The 19665-nt window shown below is 43.3% G+C and carries 13 protein-coding genes and 5 pseudogenes; 10 read left to right on the top strand and 8 right to left on the bottom strand.

Annotation, left to right across the window (positions count from 1 at the left end; genetic code table 11):
• Window positions 1-304: 304 nt before the first annotated feature.
• Window positions 305-1560: pseudogene (gene icd, locus G7Y90_RS05850) on the bottom strand (NADP-dependent isocitrate dehydrogenase).
• A 445-nt stretch (window positions 1561-2005) separates the two neighbouring features.
• On the opposite strand from icd, the gene G7Y90_RS05845 reads away from it, so the two are divergent.
• The 3 genes from G7Y90_RS05845 (at window position 2006) to copM (ending at window position 3702) form a co-directional block, all read left to right on the top strand.
• Complete coding sequence (locus tag G7Y90_RS05845) at window positions 2006-2632, top strand: pseudouridine synthase (protein ID WP_250163653.1); 627 nt, start codon at window positions 2006-2008, stop codon at window positions 2630-2632.
• Window positions 2633-3016: 384 nt separating this feature from the next.
• On the top strand, window positions 3017-3229 hold the full coding sequence (locus G7Y90_RS05840; protein WP_250163652.1) for a hypothetical protein: 213 nt from the start codon (window positions 3017-3019) through the stop codon (window positions 3227-3229).
• Window positions 3202-3702 (top strand): CopM family metallochaperone, encoded by a 501-nt coding sequence (gene copM / locus G7Y90_RS05835; protein ID WP_250163651.1) that lies wholly within the window; start codon window positions 3202-3204, stop codon window positions 3700-3702. The genes G7Y90_RS05840 and copM overlap by 28 nt, the downstream gene beginning before the upstream one ends.
• A 179-nt stretch (window positions 3703-3881) precedes the next feature.
• Here the strand turns inward: copM and G7Y90_RS05830 are convergent, their stop codons facing one another.
• A complete protein-coding gene (locus G7Y90_RS05830) occupies window positions 3882-4103 on the bottom strand; it encodes a hypothetical protein (RefSeq protein WP_250163650.1) in 222 nt (73 codons plus the stop codon).
• Window positions 4104-4204: 101 nt separating this feature from the next.
• A complete protein-coding gene (locus G7Y90_RS05825; RefSeq protein ID WP_250163649.1) occupies window positions 4205-5725 on the bottom strand; it encodes a M61 family metallopeptidase in 1521 nt (506 codons plus the stop codon).
• A 464-nt stretch (window positions 5726-6189) separates the two neighbouring features.
• Here G7Y90_RS05825 and G7Y90_RS05820 point away from each other — a divergent pair, with 464 nt between their 5' ends.
• Window positions 6190-6675 (top strand): FKBP-type peptidyl-prolyl cis-trans isomerase, encoded by a 486-nt coding sequence (locus G7Y90_RS05820; RefSeq protein WP_045443514.1) that lies wholly within the window; start codon window positions 6190-6192, stop codon window positions 6673-6675.
• Window positions 6676-7238: 563 nt separating this feature from the next.
• On the opposite strand, the pseudogene G7Y90_RS05815 reads toward G7Y90_RS05820, so the two are convergent.
• A pseudogene (locus G7Y90_RS05815) lies at window positions 7239-9403 on the bottom strand (carboxy terminal-processing peptidase).
• Between the two features lie 575 nt (window positions 9404-9978).
• Between G7Y90_RS05815 and nagZ the strand changes: the two are divergent.
• Window positions 9979-11064 (top strand): beta-N-acetylhexosaminidase, encoded by a 1086-nt coding sequence (nagZ, locus tag G7Y90_RS05810; RefSeq protein ID WP_250163648.1) that lies wholly within the window; start codon window positions 9979-9981, stop codon window positions 11062-11064.
• A gap of 123 nt (window positions 11065-11187) precedes the next feature.
• Here the strand turns inward: nagZ and G7Y90_RS05805 are convergent, their stop codons facing one another.
• The 4 genes from G7Y90_RS05805 to G7Y90_RS05790 form a co-directional block, all read right to left on the bottom strand.
• Complete coding sequence (locus G7Y90_RS05805; RefSeq protein ID WP_250163647.1) at window positions 11188-12099, bottom strand: OmpA family protein; 912 nt, start codon at window positions 12097-12099, stop codon at window positions 11188-11190.
• Window positions 12051-12224: a hypothetical protein gene (locus G7Y90_RS05800; protein WP_250163646.1), complete on the bottom strand. Its 174-nt coding sequence runs from the start codon at window positions 12222-12224 to the stop codon at window positions 12051-12053. Before G7Y90_RS05800 ends, G7Y90_RS05805 begins: the two co-directional genes overlap by 49 nt.
• Before the next feature lie 5 nt (window positions 12225-12229).
• A complete protein-coding gene (locus G7Y90_RS05795; protein ID WP_250163645.1) occupies window positions 12230-12778 on the bottom strand; it encodes a hypothetical protein in 549 nt (182 codons plus the stop codon).
• A gap of 464 nt (window positions 12779-13242) precedes the next feature.
• Window positions 13243-14868: a hypothetical protein gene (locus G7Y90_RS05790; RefSeq protein WP_250163644.1), complete on the bottom strand. Its 1626-nt coding sequence runs from the start codon at window positions 14866-14868 to the stop codon at window positions 13243-13245.
• Window positions 14869-15242: 374 nt separating this feature from the next.
• On the opposite strand from G7Y90_RS05790, the pseudogene G7Y90_RS05785 reads away from it, so the two are divergent.
• From G7Y90_RS05785 to G7Y90_RS05765, 5 genes and pseudogenes are all read left to right on the top strand, one after another.
• Window positions 15243-15850 (top strand): annotated as a pseudogene (locus tag G7Y90_RS05785) (rhomboid family intramembrane serine protease).
• Window positions 15851-16007: 157 nt separating this feature from the next.
• Window positions 16008-16973 (top strand): annotated as a pseudogene (locus G7Y90_RS05780) (metallophosphoesterase).
• 96 nt (window positions 16974-17069) lie between these two features.
• The gene (purE, locus tag G7Y90_RS05775; protein ID WP_250163643.1) at window positions 17070-17630 is read left to right on the top strand and encodes a 5-(carboxyamino)imidazole ribonucleotide mutase; all 561 of its coding nucleotides are present in this window, start codon (window positions 17070-17072) and stop codon (window positions 17628-17630) included.
• A gap of 190 nt (window positions 17631-17820) precedes the next feature.
• Window positions 17821-19177: pseudogene (locus G7Y90_RS05770) on the top strand (5-(carboxyamino)imidazole ribonucleotide synthase).
• Entirely contained in the window at window positions 19177-19626 is a 450-nt protein-coding gene (locus G7Y90_RS05765) for a YaiI/YqxD family protein (protein ID WP_250163642.1), read from the top strand. The pseudogene G7Y90_RS05770 and the gene G7Y90_RS05765 overlap by 1 nt, the downstream one beginning before the upstream one ends.
• Window positions 19627-19665 lie beyond the last annotated feature (39 nt).

Raw genomic sequence — 19665 nt, 5'->3', positions numbered from 1 at the left:
CAGATAATTGGGCTTAATTTTCTTTACTTATAAAGACTTTTGAACCCAGTTAAGCAAAATAAAAACACCGCTTAGGTCTCAGACTTAAGCGGTGTTTTTTATGCTTGAACATAAGACAGTACGTTTAAAACGTTACTTTTAAAATACCACTTATAAACAGCAAAAAACTGCCAATAAAAAAGCCACCTACATAACTGTAGGTGGCTTTTTGACATTGATAAGTTCAACGATACTTTTGTGAATATTGATACTTTTATCAATAGTATAAAATTCTGATAACTGCTGACTCAGCTCTATATACTTTTTAAACATCCATGTGCTTGATAACCGCTTTACCAAACTCAGAAGTACTGAGCAAGATAGCATCTGGCATGAGGCGCTCAAAGTCATAAGTGACCGTTTTATTAGCAATCGCACCTTGGATACCACTGATAATGAGATCAGCGGCTTCTGTCCAGCCCATGTCTCGTAACATCATCTCAGCCGATAAAATCAATGAGCCAGGATTTACTTTATTCTGACCCGCATATTTAGGTGCTGTGCCATGAGTTGCCTCATAAACCGCAATTGCACCGCCTTTGTTAGCGCCCGGTGCGATACCAATACCGCCCACCTCGGCTGCTAGGGCATCTGAGATATAATCACCGTTTAAGTTTAGCGTCGCAACGACTGAATAATCCTCAGGACGCATCAAGATTTGCTGCAAAAAGGCATCAGCAATAACATCCTTGATAATAATATCATTGCCTGTTTTTGGATTTTTCATTGTCATCCAAGGACCACCATCTAATAATCTGCATCGAAGCGTTCTGCTGCCAGCTCATAGCCCCATTCCTTAATGCGCCTTCGGTATACTTCATAATATTGCCTTTGTGCACTAAAGTCACACTGGGCAAATCATTATCGATCATGTTGAATGGCTTTACGCACCAGACGCTGCGAACCTTCTTTGGATACTGGCTTGATGCCAATACCGCAATCATCATCGAAGCGGATCTTCGTAACGCCCATCTCTTCTTTTAAGAATTTGATGATTTTCTTAGCATCCTCACTGCCCGCTTTCCATTCGATACCTGCATAGATATCTTCTGAGTTTTCACGGAAAATGACCATATCTGTCAGCTCAGGATGCTGAACAGGACTTGGTACACCTTCAAACCAACGAACTGGGCGCTGACACACATAGAGGTCAAGCTCTTGACGTACCGCCACATTCAATGAGCGAAAACCACCGCCAACTGGCGTGGTCAATGGGCCTTTGATACTGATAACATAGTCTTTTAAAATCTCTAGCGTCTCGCTTGGCAGATAGTCACCATCATATATTTTAGCGGCTTTTTCGCCAAGATAAGCCTCCATCCAAATGATGGACTGTTTGCCATGATAAGCTTTTTCCACTGCCGCATTGACCACTTTTATCATGACAGGCGTGATATCGATCCCGATGCCATCGCCTTCAACGAACGGGATGATAGGATGATTGGGTACATTTAGCGACAGATCAGCGTTCACGGTAATTTTTTCGCCGTCTCTTGGGACGATAACCTTCTCATAAGACATGGATAAAACTCCTTGGTTGTATGTTAGATATCGCAAGCATCCTTAGCACTCTGTTATGCTAGCCACTCTATTATGATTATTTATACCGCTTTAAACACGGATTGGCCAAACTAAAAACTCTGAGCAATAGGTAAGTTGCGATATGCTGATAAATGATTTAAAAAATCAATAAGTAAAATAGTGATGCACTGAATAATCATTTATTGACTTAACGATACTGTAAAAATCCCTTTAGTAAAATAGCATCCACACAGACTGTTATAATAACGCGCAAAATAACAAAGATATTTTATATAAAATCAACAAATTTGCAGCTTATAGCGTTGATTTAAAAAAACAACGTTTTATTAGGGTGTGTCCTCGTTTTAAAAATCGTAAATTGAGGACACGCCCTACCCTCAAAATATGCACAAAATAATGATTCAAATTTAGGAAATCCCAAACCATGTCAACCTCTAGTCTGATTTTATTCAACAAACCTTATGGGGTGCAAAGTCAATTTCGTGATGACAGCAACAATGATCACACCACCCTATCACAGTATTTTACCGATAAGTCTTTACGGATTGCTGGTAGGCTTGATGCCACCTCAGAGGGCTTGCTGATTTTAACGAGTGATGGTCGAGTCAATAAAGCCATTACCCAGCCACCTTCTGCTGCTAATTTTGCAAAAAACCGTCATAAGCAAGGCAAAACTTACTTGGTGCAAGTTGAAGGTACAGCAACGCCAGCGCAGTTGAATGAGCTTGCCTCTGGCGTACATTTAAAAGATGGCAAGACACTACCTGCGACGGCTCTCATGGTAGAAGAGACAAACTTACCCATTGATTTATGGCAACGTGAGCCGCCTATTCGTGAGCGTAAGAATATACCGACTTCATGGCTCATGCTGACGATTTATGAAGGTAAGAATCGCCAAGTCAGACGTATGACAGCGCAGGTTGGACTGCCATGCCTGCGTTTGATACGCTGGTCAGTGGCAGGGTTTGAATTGGGTGATTTAGCCGTTGGTGAGTTTGTGCGCATTCATCTCACTAGCGAACGCTGTCAGCAATTAGGCATTCTCGATTAATTATTACTATCAATCTACTGGTATCTCATTGCTGATTGCTCGTGACTGGCATCTGCTTATTAGGGCATATCCTTATTTCTATCAGCTTTTTTAAATAAGAACACGTCTTAGTCATTGGCTTTGATAGCAATTAAACCCAATTACGACTTGCTAAACATCGCGTCTCGAACGAGCAAGGTTTATCTGCTAAGCTTCAGAACACCATTATTTAGGTATCATAAGTCTCATCCACTTATCATTTGATTTTTTATTATAGGGATATGTTATGTTTGCTTCTCGTCGTTGGATCTTGTTGGCCACTAGCGTTTCTACAGCGCTTATACTGAGCGCCTGTCAGCCGACAAAAACAACGATGACACAGATTCTAATGCAGCGACCCCACCTGTGACTGATATCGTCGATGCTCCAAATGACATTGACGCTGACAACGAACTAGTAGCTGGCGAAAACAGCGCAGAAGAGAGCCAAATGACTGACATACTCAGAGACTATACAAGGTCGATGACTAGAATGCATGATGAGATGATAATCGGTATGGGTTATAACCTGATACAGCCTTTGCTAAAGCGATGCTTGGACACCACCGCGGTGCCGTAGAAATGGCAAAAATTCAGCTGAAATATGGTACTGACGAAGAGATGCGTCAATTGGCACAAGAGATTATCGCCGCTCAGCAAGTTGAAATCGATATTTTGAATAAATGGCTTGCTAGCCACCCTGATACAGCCAAACCTAAACCCAATACTGAAGCGATGCAACAAGCATATGCGAGGAGCATGGATGTCTTAAATGGCGACATGGTGTTGGGTATCGCTGATCCTGTCCCCGACATGGCATTTGCACGCGCTATGCTACCGCATCATATCGGCGCGGTAGAGATGGCAAAGATTCAGCTAACCTATGGCACTGACGAAGAGATGCGTCAATTGGCACAAGATATCATCGATGGTCAGCAGACTGAGATTGCGCATATGCAACAATGGATTGTAGACGCTAATGCAGATAACAAGGCTAAAGAGACACAGGGCACAAGTGATAATCATCAGCAATCTGAGCAAGCTGCTTCTTAGGTGCTGAATTACTAAACGCTGACTTAGCTGTTAATTTTTAATAAACCTTAAAAGACTGCCAGTCATTACACAAAGCCCCTGCCAAATAATATTATTTGGCAGGGGCTTTAATTTTTAATAAATTATTGACCAGAATAGTGAGAACAAGTACATTCACATTAATACATTTAGCAATGTATTTAACTTTGATAACGCTCTATAGCGTTAAGCCATGCTTGCCAGCCTGCATCGACTGGAGAAGAGTTATCACTGACTTCTGACGATTGATTTGCTTGTGCCAAGTGCAAGCTCACTTTATGCGGAGATGCTTTGTCAATGGCTTCATTAGCCGCTTTAGGCAGCACATTAACACGCATCAACTCATCACGGCGAAACAGATGACACTCAATGTCACGCTCCATATTACTCAGCAACGCCAATTGTTTACTGTCAGCTTGATACCGTCAAGCGCCACAATGACATCATTCGCTGAATACCCGCTCTAGCAGCGACATAGCACGTGTCACGCGATTGACTTTGAGTCCAGCAGGTGTTTCAGTACAGCGCATGCCCCAAGGCACATGCTTGTCAGCCGTCTTTTGCTATTGCTATGCATGTTAATGCCGTTTGCCGCCAGCAGCGCTTCAATTGGCAACTCTTCAACACCATTGACATAACGATACTCAAAGTCTTCCCAATCCTCTATGGGCATGAACTGCCCAATGACTGTACCCATATCAGCACTATTGATGCCAATGCGTTTATTGTCGTTTTGCTTTGCTTGAGTATAAAAAGCCTTGACCACATCAAACAGACGATAGCGACCATTGCTCTTTTGGAGCAGTGTTAAATCTAAGCATAACGCCACCAATGCACCTTTGTTGTAATAACTGATACCAGCATTGCCTGTATTTTCATCGTTACGGTATAGCTTAATCCACGCATCAAAGCTCGATTCTGCAACGCTTTGATACGCGCGACCCGCGGTTTGATAGTAACGATTAATTTGCTCAGCCAGTAGCTTGAGATAGCTTGGCTTATCAATCACGCCCGACGCTTGTAACATAAAGTCATCGATATACGAAGTAAAGCCCTCAAATACCCATAGCAGTGGTGTAAATGCCTCGCGGCGCAAATCGACATCCAACATAACATCTGGGCGTACCGTTTTGACCCACCACGAATGAAAATACTCATGGCTGCATAAGCCCAAAAATCGCTGATAATCGGTGCTTGGTATTTTTGGCTCATCAAGAGTTGGTAAGTCGGCTCGGCGCGGCGTAATGAGACTGGTCGAATTGATATGCTCAAGTCCACCATAATCCTGACCACTGGCAAAGGTCATAAACGTATAATCATTAAATGGCGCATCACCCAACCAATCTAAATAGCACTGACAGATCTGAGTGACATCCTGCTGTAGCCTGCCCATATTGGCACTGTGCTTACCTGAGAGGTAAAAACGATGATGTAGCGTCTGATGCGTACTGTCTTGAATAATAAAGTCAAACTTATCTTGTTCTGCAATCTCAAAAGGGTAATCAATAAGGTCGTGATAACTGCCTGCTTGTAGTCCATAGCTATGCTGCCCATCAAGGCGTAGATGAGTAGACTCTAACCCACATGCCAATAGCAGCCGACTCTCGTCTTTACCTGCTAAAAATGCTGCAGGCACTGCCAAACTGACTTGTACAGCTCGATGCTCCTGCCCTTCTACAGCCAATGCCAGTGAGGTGAAATTCCCATACAAACGTTGCTGATCGACATAGGCAGTACGTACCGATAAATCATAGCAGTAGACTTCATAGTGGACACCGATGGCTTGCCCTGCCTTGGCTTTTGGTAATTGCCACGTGTTTTTATCTATTTTGTGCGCGCGATAAACCTTAGGATGAGTATCATCATCTCTGATTTGGCTGTCTAACACCTGATAATGCACCGCGGTAATGTTGCGCGCAAACTCACGCATCAGATAACTGCCTGGTATCCACGCTGGCATCCAAAGTTGAGGCGCATCATTTACTGCCGTAAAATTGAGCGACACATCAACCAAGTGCTCAGAAAAACGCTCGAAATTGAGTCGATAATTGATATCAGCTTTTGCTTTATGGTGATCGCTGATTGTATTAGCATCTGATAGCTGACTACCTGAATTATTGGCAAATAAGAAGTCATTGTCTTTTTATCCTTATTTATATCATTATGGTAAAAGCCATTGTCCAAAAACGCAACTGGCAAACCCCGAATATCCATTTACGGTCTTAAAACCACAAAAAACTGTGTTTATTTTCATAAAAAATGCCATTTATCAGTATAAAATAGCATTTTTTATTGTTTCTACCTTGAAAGTTATATGAGCCATCTCAATTAAAGATGCTAACTGCTAAAGTTACTTTAATAAACTGATGATAATTGACTAATGACGTGGCTATTTGGCTTGCTGATTGGATTTTTTAGGTTTATTGCAACCGTATTTAATTTTTTACATAGATATATTTAGGATAACTTATGACTATTATTGCAAAAGACACTGCCGTCAAATTCAATTACACACTAAAAGACGACGAAGGCAACATTCTTGACCAATCACCAGAAGGTCAACCACTTGCGTATTTGCATGGCCACAGCAACATCATTCCAGGCCTTGAGCAACAGCTAGAAGGTAAATCTGCTGGCGAACAAGTTAATGCTGTTGTTGAACCTGCTGATGGCTACGGCGAATATCAAGAGCAAGCGGTACAACATGTACCACGTGATAACTTCCAAGGCGTTGAAGATATCCAGCCGGGTATGCAGTTTCAGTCAGAAGCTGGCGGACAAGTAATGCTAGTTACCGTTACTGAAGTAAATGACAAAGAAGTGACCGTTGATGCAAACCATCCATTGGCTGGTAAGCGTTTGACGTTTGATGTTGAAATCCAAGAAGTGCGTGCAGCGACTGAAGATGAACTAAACCATGGTCATGTCCATGGCGCTGGTGGCGTTGAGCACTAATCTCTTCTAGAGTATAGTGAGATGTTAAATGGTAGTCTTTATTAAGACCATTATTTAGTCAAAAAAGGTCAGCGGCTTTGTCTACTGACCTTTTTTTATGGCTATTATTTATCACAATCACCTTTTAAAATATGAGCCTCTTAGGCTTACATTAAGCAACCTGACAGGCTTACAAACTATTCAATGCTACTGAGTTATCTATTAGCTAGTTAGTCGTGTTTCTCAATTAATATATAGCAGACGTAACAAAGCCGCATAACGACAAGCGTTATGCGGCTTTTATCACTAACCATCCATGTTATCGTTACATGATACCTAATCCCGGAGTATCCTATAACTGACAGGCATCCAGCCTTATCATCCTTAATCAGCAAACCACCTATCCCTGATGCGACCTTTGAGATACCAATCCCTAGTATCAATGAACCTTTTCGTTCAATCGTGCCGTACAGTTATAATCGCAGATTGCCTCATGGTTAGTAAGAGGTATAAACGTCAATCCATGTAAGCATATGCTTACGTGGATTTTAATCACAGCCTTTTTGGCTGACAATACTGACCGTTTATAGCTTCTCTTCAGGGCTTAACAATGCTTTAGGTTCAGCGCTTAGCATAATATAGGCCGCTTCATTGATGAACGCTTCGTCTTCAGGTAACTCTGGGCGCTCCTTGGCTTTCATGCGGCTGCGCTCTTCAAATTTTGCATCCATTGCTGCTTGATAGGTGTTCCAATTGGCATAAGGGCGCTCACCCGTTGCAATAAGACGTTTATTTTCAGCCTCTAGTGAACGCTTTTCAATCAATTGCATCTTAGCTCGGCGGCTATTGATATCAAGTGGAATTGGTTTTTTCTCGTCTTCCATATCGCGAATGTTGTTTAGCGCTGAGAGATAAACAAACTGTGGGTTTGCTCTTGACGAATTTTAGACTGCTGGTTAAGTGTCGCCAGCGTCGTATCAGTGAACTTACCTTCAGGCTTGTAAGGCGCCGTTTTGATGGTATCCCAAGGCAACGCTTTTTTCTGCGCACGTTCGCCAAAAGTGGCATCATCGTAGATATTGACCAACTCTACATCAGGTACCACACCTTTATTCTGTGTACTACCACCAGTGATGCGATAGAATTTGCGCTGCGTTAAAGTGGCTGAACCCAATGCCAAATTATCGAGTTGAATCTGCGCTGAACCTTTACCCGTTGTCGTACTGCCAACCACTAGACCACGACCGTAATCTTGGATAGCCGCGGCAAATATCTCACTGGCTGAGGCAGACGCTAGGTTGGTAATAACGACCACTTTGCCATCATAAAGTTGCTCACCGCCATCATCGTCACGGTAGACCTGAATGTTGCCGCGATTGTCACGGATTTGCACCATCGGTCCGCTCTTGATAAAGAAGCCAAGCATTTTTGCTACTTCATCCAATGAACCACCTGGATTATTGCGCAAATCAACCACGAGGCCATCAATATTTTCTTTATTCAACGCTTTCAATGCTTTTTCGGTATCGATACTGACGCTGCGATAATCCTCACCGTTACGGCGTGCCTGATAATTCAGATAAAAGCTTGGTATCTCAAGGACGCCGATGCGTTTTGGCGTTTTATCAATATTAGGGCGCTGTAATTCTACCACGCGCTGGGTAACCCCTGACTCTTCTTGTTGAATAATGTCACGAACCACCGTCACGTTACGGGCACTGGCATCAGGCGTATTTGGCTGACGCACTTTGATGGTCACTGACGTACCACGTTTACCACGAATCAAGCTCACAATCTCACGCGTTGACCAGCCAACCACGTCTGTCATGTTCTCGCCATCTTTGGCAATACCGATAATCAAATCGTTGGGTTTAATCTGACCAGATTTGGCTGCTGGACCACCATCAACCAAGGTCACGATGCGAGTATAATCTGGGTTTTTACGATCAGGGCGAATAGAGACGCCAATGCCTTCTAATTGCAGGCTAGATTGGATTTGTAATTCGTTGGCCTGAATCGGTGCGTAATAATTACTGTGCGGATCGTAAGTCAACATCGCCGTATTTAAGATGGTTTCCATGATTTCATCGTTTGTGAGACGCTTAAACTGCTCTTGCTGTCGCGATAAACGATTTTGTAAAATCTCGCTTGGTGTACGTTGGTCGTTGCGCACCAAATCTTGTCCACGAGTAATATCTGGATTGCTTAGGAATACTTTTTCTTTGGCTTTTTCATCTTCTTGACCCAAGGTAATACTTATCAGCTGAAACTTAAGCTGACGCGTCCAATAATCACGCTGCTCTTTTTTGGTTTTAAAATGATTGAGTTTTTCACGGTCAAGTACAATCGTATCACCCGTCAAATCAATATCCGTTTTTAGCATCTTGCTCGCCATCGCAAAATACTCATTTGAGCGCTTGCGATAGCGTTCAAAGACCTCTACTCCTGCAGACAAGTCGCCACGCTTGAGGCGAGCACCGAATTCATCGGCGTATTTTTTCTTAAACTCATCCACATCAGACTGCAAAAACAACGTATGGTTTGGGTCAAGGCTATCAATATACATAGACAAGATTTCGCTGCCCGTTTTGCTATCTAGCGGCTGATTTAAATAGTGGCTACGATCCAGCAATGCGGCTACTTGGCGAGTGGTGACTTTTTGTTCAGGGGTTTGTACAAAGCCTTCAGTATTGGTGTCGGCCATTGCCGTCCCGTAGCTCTGGGTGAGAATAATACCGGCGATGCCCACTGACGCTGCACTGAGTAACCACTGTGCTGGTTGTTTTTTTCATCATATATACCTAGTTATTTTACGTTAATAATATTATTTGTTTTATAAAAATCAAAAGTGATTAAATCAGTCGCCGCCTATAAATGCTTTATCTTTAAGTCACGAAATATTTATCTACCACTATCAATCGAATATGTATTCAATGATACTTTCTAAAATGCTATTTTCTGAATAGTTATGGTCACTAAATGCCATTGCTGTTTGCTAATATATTGTTAAAAATCACTCAATATTATCATGCACATAGATATCCAACTGTCTCAAACTGTATAAGCAATCTTACACGCTACGCCTGCACATACCAAACTTTCTATTACATTTATTGTTCATCATTATTTGGGTCATTTATTGACGATTCAATGCCCACTCGCGAATTGATTTGAGTCTATTCATCTGCCACATTATGCTCATCTAATAATAACTGTCATAATAAAGCAGTTTTGATAATAGTGGCGCATTGCCAATTATCATCATTTATTTATTTGAAGCTGAACCGATCATATAACAAGATATAACACCATAAGGATTACGCAATGTACGGCGTTTTAATGATTGATATCGATAGTACCGCACTGACAGCAGAAGATGTCAGCTTAATCAAACAGGCACAAGTGGGCGGGGTGATTTTATTTGCCCGAAACGTTGCAGATGCGGCACAAGTACGGGCGTTGTGTGACGACATACGTTATCACAACCCAGACATATTAATCGGTGTCGACCAAGAAGGTGGACGAGTCGCACGCCTACGCAATGGCTTTACCCCACTACCTGCCATGGGCAAGCTTGGGGAGTTATTCAATCAAGAGCCTAACCATGCGCTAAGCTGTGCTTACGATTGTGGCTATCTAATGGCAACAGAAGTATTGGCCGTGGGCATTGATCTCAGTTTTGCCCCAGTACTTGACAGAGATGGCATCAGCCAAGTCATCGGAGATCGTAGCTTTCATCAAGAGCCGCAAGCGATCATTGCGCTGGCGACTCAGTTTATGCGCGGTATGAAAGCCGCTGGCATGGCAACCACAGGTAAGCATTTCCCCGGTCATGGTGCCATTGCGCCTGATTCGCATGTGGCTGAAGCCATCGACACGCGTAGCTTAGATGAGATTATGCATAGCGATATGCAGCCTTTTGCCCAAACCTTACCGTGGCTTGATGCCTTAATGCCTGCCCATGTTATTTTTTCGCAAGTCGATGATAAGCCAGCAGGTTTTTCTAAAATTTGGCTCAAGGACATCATACGGGATCAGCTAAAGTTTGATGGGGTCTTATTCTCTGATGATCTTTGTATGGCAGGTGCTCAAGCCGCGGGCGATGTCAGCGCACGTGTGAAAGCCGCGATTGAAGCGGGTTGTGATATTGCGCTGGTTTGTAATGATCGCGTCGCCGCCCATGAAGCCGCAGAGACCGCACAAGAGCTGCCTTATCCCAATCAAAACCGTATTAAAACAATGTGCGGACAGATACCAACATGGGAAGGTGATCTAGAATCAACTTGCCAACAATTTGACTATTGGCAACAGGCAAAGCAAAACGTGACTCAAACCTTTTTTAATCCTCAATCTGAGGCACAAGCGACTCGCAGCGCTACTGAATTAAAAGATCCGACCGCTTATAAGTAATCGCTTATCATTAGATACTTATCATTAGCCACCTATAAACAACAGCCTTAACAAAATAAAAAACCGCACCTTTATAAGATGTGGTTTTTTAAATTAGTAATGACTCAATCAATTTTCTGTGCATTAATTGGCTGGATCTACTGCCGTACCTTGAGTGGCATCATCACCATCAGGCAATAAGTCATCGTTATTGCTATCCAGAGGGTTTAAGTCTGGGTCAAGCGCATCATTACTAATAATCATACCATCGTTTGCACTGGCCATCTCGTCATTGACTATAAATTCAATACGGCGATTACGGAAGCGACCCTGCTCAGTTGAGTTATCAGCGATAGGTTCTGATTCACCCATGCCTTTCGTCATCAATTTACTAGCATCAACACCTTGAGATACCAAATACTCTTTCACTGCCTCAGCGCGATCACGAGACAATTCTACATTGTAAGAATCTGATGCCTGACTGTCAGTATGACCGATAATCGTCAGCTTCATATTCGGTACTTCGTTGATGATCTTAGCAGCGCGGTCAAGCAGCTCTTTATTGACATCAGGAATGACCGCCTCATCCACTTCAAAGTTGATAACCTGAATACTCAATGCACGAGCCACATCACGTGGATCTGGGTTTTTACCAAGATTGGTCATAGCAACATCCGCAGCTGCCAAACTATTATCAATCTCACCCTGCAAATCTAATGGCCCTTCGGCTTGTATGGTCATTGCAGGAACAGCCGCTTGTAAGTCAGCCACTAGCTTATCTAATGCCGCTGCATCAGGCGCATTGACAGTGATCACATCGCCTTTGATGATCATGCTCGCATTTGGTACATTTTTGACGATAGGTAAGATAGTAGCTAGCTGAGCCGCCGCTGGCATATCTACTGCAAAATTATCATCGACATCAGCACGGCATTTATTGGCTTCTTCACCAAATGCACTGGTTAACGCATTCATTACATTGGTCTGCAAGGTCTCGTCGCCCACATTCATACGGCAAGCATACAGCTCACTATTTTCACCAGTCGCAATGCGCAATGATGCAGGCTATCACCTGCCACTGCCAACTGACCCTCTCCCTGCGCTGCTTGTTGGGCAGTAGCCACCGGTGTGGCGACAGGCTCAGGGTTCTCTTGGCAACCACGAAGTAAAGCCCAAGCCAATGCGCCTAAAATATCAAGCCAATAATGGGGAGCAATGCTTTCATAAAGCTGCCTTGCTGCTCTTCTTCGCGTTGCAATGGAGCGGTGCTCACCGTATCAGAGATACGTGCGCCAGCAGCAGGCGTCGCTGCCAACATACCGACTGGCAGAACGGCGCTTGCCCACGCAGGGATATAACGCTGATAACTATCGAGATTATCATTTAAAAACTGCGGCACTGGTGTGGTACCTGCCAAGCTTTTGATTTCGTGAAAAGCCAGTGGCGCTGCCATCGCTATCAGTCCGCGCGAAGACGTTGCATCGACATTATGCTTGCCTGCCAGCTCACGAGCGATTCGATCACGTTGCGAATCATCGCTCCATACACGGTCATAAAACCCTTGGTCGTCACGAGTGATATTTTCATTTGCAAAACGATTATAAGTATCGTTATCCGCTAAGCGAGCCGCAAAAATAGCGTAGAACTGTTCAAGCAGCCCCTTTTTAGCGGGACTATGATCATCTTCCAGCACGGCTGGGCTAACGGTACGCGTCAAATGACTGATAATATCCATAATACAATTCTCCTATTAATGCCTATATTAGTATCGATTTATATAATTAAAATATTCAAAAAACGCCAGATAAAATAATGATTTGAAATAAGAACCATGACAGCTAAAACCATCTTAACCCTGTTCAATTTTCATCATTATAAAAGTATTAAGTCAGTGTTAACAATCAACAGGTTGTTGTACAAATGATACGTTAGGTAATATTTCAAGTGTCACACGTAACCAAAAACATGGCAAATAACCAATCATTAGCTCAGTGAGAACCCATAAAAGAATCAGTAAAACTTATGTATAAATGGAGAAAATACATCCTTTTTTCAGATACTTTGTGGTCTTTTACATAATTCCAACTGGGTATCAACAGAAAAAATGGCGGTATAAGCAACTTATACCGCCATCCTTACTTGATAACTTATTTCAATGGATAAATGATTAAACAATCTTTAAACACCTCTATTATCCAATCATTTATTCCTTACTTGTGCAGGTTCAGCGATGATGAGTGTGCTTGCCATATCATCTACCTCCGATTCTGAAATAGAACCTGACGGTCTGTTATTCATCGGTGTATTGTTAGGGATATTGTTAGGAATGTTACTGGGAGTATTGTTGGTATTGTTACTATAATTGTTGGGTACAGGATTAGGTACGATACGATCGCCTGTATCATCATCTGCTGCTTGGAACTCTCCAGACCCACCGTTGTTATAGTCATTAGCATACTGATTGTTGGCAGCTCCCTCATTCTCAAACTGATTATTCGTATTATTCATTGCATTGGCATCGTTATTTTCAGGCAATGGTAATGGTGCAGTACTATCGATGACCATGGCAGGTATCAAAGTACGCATATCCGTAACCAGTCGTTGCAAGAGCATACTGTCTGGCGCTTCTAACATAAGGCGATCATTCTGCAAATGTAGGCGTGCAAATGGCGTAGACCTAATCATCGTCAAGACATTGGGCAGTACTTCCTCAGGTAAATTGGCAATACTACTGGCAACTCCAGCCTGTACTGTTAATTCGCAAATACTCGCTTGCTCACCAAAGCTGGTATTGAGCGCTTGTTGCAAGGTGCTTTGTAGCGCTGCATCGCCAATGGTAGCGCTACAGGCATACAGACTACCGCTGTTATCTACGCCAACGATGAGCTCAATGGGAGTCATTACCTGCGCTACTGGTGCAGGCGTTGGTGCTACCACAACAGGCACTGTCGCAGCGGCTTCTACAGGCGGCGCGTTGTTCGGTATTAATATTGCCCAAGCAGCAAGCCCTATCGCGGCAATGGCTACTATTAATAAACCCACCCGTACCAGTAAATCATTACGTTGATTGCGAGTACGCACTTTTTCTTGCTTCATACTGCTATTTTCTGCCAAATGATGCGTGGATGGATTGGCATGAATGGCACCAGTATGAGCACTAAAATGGCCATCGGTATCGCCTATCTTCATACTTTCTACATCAGTATTTCCAATATCTTTTTTATCTGCTGTATCAGCATTTTGTCTATAAGCGGCTGTCGCTGCGGCGATCGTACTGGTACCTATATGAGAATTTTGTCGTCCATCCAAAGAGGTGTCACGCACTGGTACGCTATCAATATCCGCGACGATGTGTGGGTGTGCTTCTGATGCGCTATTGACGTTTTGAGGAGCAGTAATAATAGCTGCTGACCACATCGGTAAATACTGACGCAATGCTGCCTGCTCTCCCTGCAAAAACGCTGGCAAAAACTGTCCGTTTGCCAATACTGTCAGCTCACGATAAGCCAGTGGCGCGGCATTGATGAGCAGCTGTAACGTAGCAGACTCATCAATATGATGGGTAGCAGACAGCTCTCGGATCATAAGCTGCTGTATGCTTTTATCTTGCCACAGTTGTTCGAACAGTGGACTTTCTGTGACTCTATCAACCATCCCTTGCTCGGCGCGGATAAATTGTGCATACACTTGCGGCAAGGCGAGACGCGATGCCAAGATGGCATAAAACTGCTCCAATAAGCTGATGTAAGCCACACTATCCTGACTATTGCGCTCACCTATGACAGCTGGCGTTACGGTCTTTTCTAATTGGTCGATAATACTCATAGATTACTGCCTCTTTCGGCCTTTATTTTAAATTTACCAACGCATGAAACGTTTATTTTACTTGTCGTTAGCATCTGCATTCTTAGATACCGCTCTCATTTAACCCGCCATTACCGTCAAGATACGAAGCATTACTCAATTTGCCTGACAGCCTGCTATATTATTCACTATAAAAGCATATAAATGCACTATTTTGTCACATAATAAGTTTTTGCATTGTCATAACTACTGTTAGTATTACTTTATTATAAATAGCTCATGCTTAATAATTGCTTGTCAGTCCTATTTAGTTTGCACTCAGCCATAATGCGTAGGCTTTGAACATTGTTATTCATCACCTTGTCACATATCAGGCGCAGCCTAAGGATTTTCCTTTGTTCAATCATACGACCCTTATTATTATTATCACGGTTATTGTCAGCTTAGTGGCATGGCAAAACAAAACAGTATTTAATCGGCTTATTTTTATCCGCCAGCGGTAAATAATGGGCAGTGGGACCGTTTTGTCACGCATGGCTTTATTCATGCCGATAGCATGCACCTGCTCTTTAATATGTTTACTTTATACTTTTTTGGTCGTGCTATTGAAGGACTGTATCAGCCGTTCTTATTTGGTTATGGTTTTGTGGTCTTTTACGTATTGGCCATTATCATTGCGATGATTCCAAGCTACCTCAAGAATAAAAATAATGCGAGCTATTTAAGCCTTGGCGCGTCAGGCGGTGTATCAGCCGTATTGTTTGCTTTTATTTTGCTGGCACCGTGGGAAAAAATCTACCTATTCGCGATTATTCCTATACCTGCGATATTATTCGCCGTCGCTTATATCGCTTATAGTATCTATGCAGACAAACGGGGCGGCTCTAATATCAATCATATGGCGCATATGTGGGGCGGCGCGTTTGGGGTTATTGCCACGATTATTTTAGAACCGCAAGTCCTACCGCATTTTATCAATGCGCTATTATCACCTGGGCTTTAAATTTAGTAATGAAGTTTATTAATGAAGCTCAATGATAAAAATTGAAATGAGCACTTGGGTTATGATGACAGTTTAAGTAATTAAGCGATGATTAACGTCGCGTTATGTTTTGCACAAACTTATACTCAACAAACTATTTAAGAATTTGATAATTATTATGATGATAGATGTTATCGGTGATATTCATGGCTACGCAGACAAGTTAATTGGCTTATTAGAGCAGCTAGGTTACGTTCATAATGGCACGTACTTTGTACCGCCAGCAGGGCATCGGGTGTTATTTATCGGCGACTTGATTGACCGAGGACCACAGCAATTGGCTACCTTAGAGATTGTTTTTGCCATGTTAGATGCTAACGTGGCAGATGCGATAATGGGTAATCATGAATATAATGCCCTCGCCTTTGCCACACTTGACCCTGATAACTCCAGCCAATATCTGCGCTCGCACAATGACATACATATACGCCAACATGCGGCATTTTTAGCCGAAATAGCTTTTGGCTCAGAGCGTCATCAATATTGGCTTAATCGGTTATATGAGCTGCCTTTATGGATTGAAACAGACGACGCTTGTTTTGTTCATGCCTGCTGGGATGTCGATAGTATGGCGGTATTGCAGCCGCTATTGACTGACGATAACTGTTTAACGCCGCACGGGCTAGTCGCCACTGCCAAAGAAAATACGGCGCCATTTGACGCGCTAGAGCGGGTGTGTTAAAGTGTAGAAACAGCATTACCTGACGGCATGGTCATGGTCGATAAAGAAGGCACTGAGCGCAAGCGTGTGCGAGTATGCTGGTGGCTTGACGGGCTGAATAAACGCCGTCTTTATGAGGTGGCGCGTGCGCCTGCATCAGCATTGGCGCAGATTCCAAAAGAGGTGTTGGCTGAAAATATTGATTTCGCCCTGAAAACGGATAAAGCGGTATTTGTCGGTCATTATTGGTTAACTGGCACGCCTGAGCCACTGAGTTCACAAGTTGCCTGTACTGATTATTCAGCGGCGGTAGACAGCGGATATCTGACTTGTTATCAGCTCAATACTGAGCAACCATTGCCACTAAAAGCCAGTAACTTTCTCCAATATCGCCATGATAAAACGGTAAACCCCAATCCATAAAATTGGTACTATTGCCCCCGTTTTATTAAAAATCAAACTTGGCTTTACGAAGGCAACAAAACTTTTGTATGATGGTCTTTTTGAGGATATCAAAGCATGAGCACCACAACAGCTACTGTTAACACGATGGATCAAAACAGCCCTATCTCCTCCCCTGCTGGTCAGCCGAAAGTTGGCATTATTATGGGATCACAATCTGATTGGGCAACTATGAGTGCGGCAGCGCAATTGCTCGCAGACTTTGATATCGCTTTTGATTGTGAAGTGGTTTCAGCACACCGTACCCCTGATAGATTGTTTGACTATGCAAAAAGCGCAAAAGATAACGGTCTACAAGTTATCATCGCTGGTGCTGGTGGTGCTGCTCATCTGCCTGGCATGTGTGCCAGTCAAACGCCGTTACCTGTGTTTGGTGTTCCTGTAAAATCTTCTATGCTCAGCGGTTGGGATAGTCTCTTGTCTATCGTACAGATGCCTAAAGGCGTCGCAGTTGGCACATTAGCGATTGGCTCAGCAGGCGCTTACAATGCTGCCCTGCTTGCGATTCAAGTGTTAGCGCTGCATGATGAGACCATTGCGGCTAAGCTGGACAATCTGCGCCAAATGCAAACTGATACTATCCTTGCTAGCCCAACGCCCGGCATTATCCATAGCTAATTACCTGTCTTTGATAGCGGTTCTTGAATCCCTTTATTGAGACATAGCGGCTATTTACTTGATATTTATTTTTAGATGGGTTTTACTTAATACAAGGTGCATGTAATGCACCTTTTCCTATTTTAATAGATGACTTTTTACCTTTTATTACACCCAAAATATTATTCATTTTTAACTCAAAGAGCCTGCCATGACTACAGCGAACGCTTACCCTGTTACCCAAACCATTCGTACCATCGGTATTTTAGGCGGTGGTCAGCTTGGTATGATGCTTGCCGAAGCAGCGATGCCACTTGGCTACCAATGTGTTTTTAGAAGACAGCGCTGACTGCCCTGCTAGCCTATACGGTCGCGTCTTTCATAGCGATCAATTGGAAGACTTCATCGCAGCAGCAGATGTTTTCACCTTAGAGTTTGAAAACACACCGACGGCGACAGTTGAACAGCTGACTGATCTGTCAAAATCAGGTAACAAACAAGGTATGTTTCCGCCATTGATTGCGCTTGATATCGCTCAAGACCGCTTGAAAGAAAAGCAAATGTTCAATTCACTTGATATTGCTACCGTGCCCTTTATGGCTGTCAACTCTGAAGCGGATTTGCAGCAAGCCTGTCATGAATTAGGACTGCCTATCGTCCTAAAAACCAGCCGTGGCGGTTATGATGGCAAAGGTCAGTTCGTGATTAGACAAGACAGTGATATCAAGGCGGCATGGCAAAATCTTAAAGATGCAGTTACGGGTAAGGGCTCACTAACGCCAACGCCTGCACCTTTGATTGCAGAAGGTTTTATTAACTTTAGCCGCGAGCTTTCTATTATCGCCGCACGCGCACAAAATGGTCAGGTTCGTTGCTACGATTTGGTCGAAAACCATCATCATAATGGTATTTTAGCCAAGACCCAAGCGCCTGCCGTTGGCACCAGTCATTTATTCAAACAAGCAACCGATGCCATCACCAAGATCATGAACCACTTAGACTATGTTGGTGTGATGGCACTTGAGCTCTTTGTGACCAAAGATGCGCGTGGCCATGACATGCTACTCGCTAATGAAATTGCGCCGCGTGTGCATAATTCAGGACATTGGAGCATTGAAGGCGCTGTCACTAGCCAGTTCGAAAACCACATCCGCGCCGTCGTCAATCTGCCATTAGGTGATACCGACAACGTGCATCCAGCGATTATGCTCAATGTCTTGGAACAATATCCAGATATCAGCGACGTACTAAATATCGATGGCGCACACTATCATAGCTACCACAAAGCAGAACGCGATGACCGCAAAATTGCGCATATTACCTTGATGCCCAATGATGTTGCCGACTTAGAACCTGCTTTGGCCAAGCTCGTCGCGACGCTACCCAATAAAATGGGACTTGAGAAAAAACCATCTGCGATTGATAGCCAGCCAAAAGCGGCAGATAGTCTAATCACTACTGACAATAACAATGACAATATTTTAGAGAGTATAGAAGTCAATATCGATGACAGCCAAACAACTCAGGCTATCGACGCTACGGCAAAAACAGAAAAGGTTAAGAAATAATGCAGATTTGGGTAGATGCCGATTCGGTACCATTGATTGCCAAAGATTTGATTATCAAAACCGCTGAACGCACACAAACCATGGCAATATTCGTCGCCAATCAGCCGATCAAACTGCGTAAGTCACCACTGCTTGTCATGACAGTGGTGCCATCAGGGTTTGATAAAGCCGATGATTATATCGTTGAGAAAATACAGCCAGGCGATCTGGCTATTACTAGCGACATTCCTTTGGCTAATGATATTTTGGACAAAGGTGGTATGGTCTTGACCTCTCGCGGAATGATCTATGACAAAAATAATATCAAGCAAAAGCTCAATATGCGTGATTTTATGGATACCATGCGCGGTACTGGCGTGCTCGAGCTACAAGAAATGAGTGGTCAAAAATCTTATGGCGATCGTGATAAAAAAGCTTTTGCTGATGGATTAAACAAGTTGGTACGCTAGTTTTCACCCGCTTTGTCTTTGATTTTTTGATCTTATCCA

It is taken from the genome of Psychrobacter sp. WY6 (assembly GCF_018448495.1).
Lineage (GTDB): Bacteria > Pseudomonadota > Gammaproteobacteria > Pseudomonadales > Moraxellaceae > Psychrobacter.
This window is presented reverse-complemented; position numbering and strand designations above follow the sequence as displayed.

Coding starts and splice junctions, on each gene's coding strand:
- G7Y90_RS05830 (WP_250163650.1), bottom strand. CDS start 4,103: ATGGAGCGTGACATTGAGTGTCATCTGTTTCGCCGTGATGAGTTGATG.
- G7Y90_RS05795 (WP_250163645.1), bottom strand. CDS start 12,778: ATGGATATTATCAGTCATTTGACGCGTACCGTTAGCCCAGCCGTGCTG.
- purE (WP_250163643.1), top strand. CDS start 17,070: ATGAGCACCACAACAGCTACTGTTAACACGATGGATCAAAACAGCCCT.
- G7Y90_RS05820 (WP_045443514.1), top strand. CDS start 6,190: ATGACTATTATTGCAAAAGACACTGCCGTCAAATTCAATTACACACTA.
- G7Y90_RS05765 (WP_250163642.1), top strand. CDS start 19,177: ATGCAGATTTGGGTAGATGCCGATTCGGTACCATTGATTGCCAAAGAT.
- G7Y90_RS05790 (WP_250163644.1), bottom strand. CDS start 14,868: ATGAGTATTATCGACCAATTAGAAAAGACCGTAACGCCAGCTGTCATA.
- nagZ (WP_250163648.1), top strand. CDS start 9,979: ATGTACGGCGTTTTAATGATTGATATCGATAGTACCGCACTGACAGCA.
- copM (WP_250163651.1), top strand. CDS start 3,202: ATGCTTGGACACCACCGCGGTGCCGTAGAAATGGCAAAAATTCAGCTG.
- G7Y90_RS05845 (WP_250163653.1), top strand. CDS start 2,006: ATGTCAACCTCTAGTCTGATTTTATTCAACAAACCTTATGGGGTGCAA.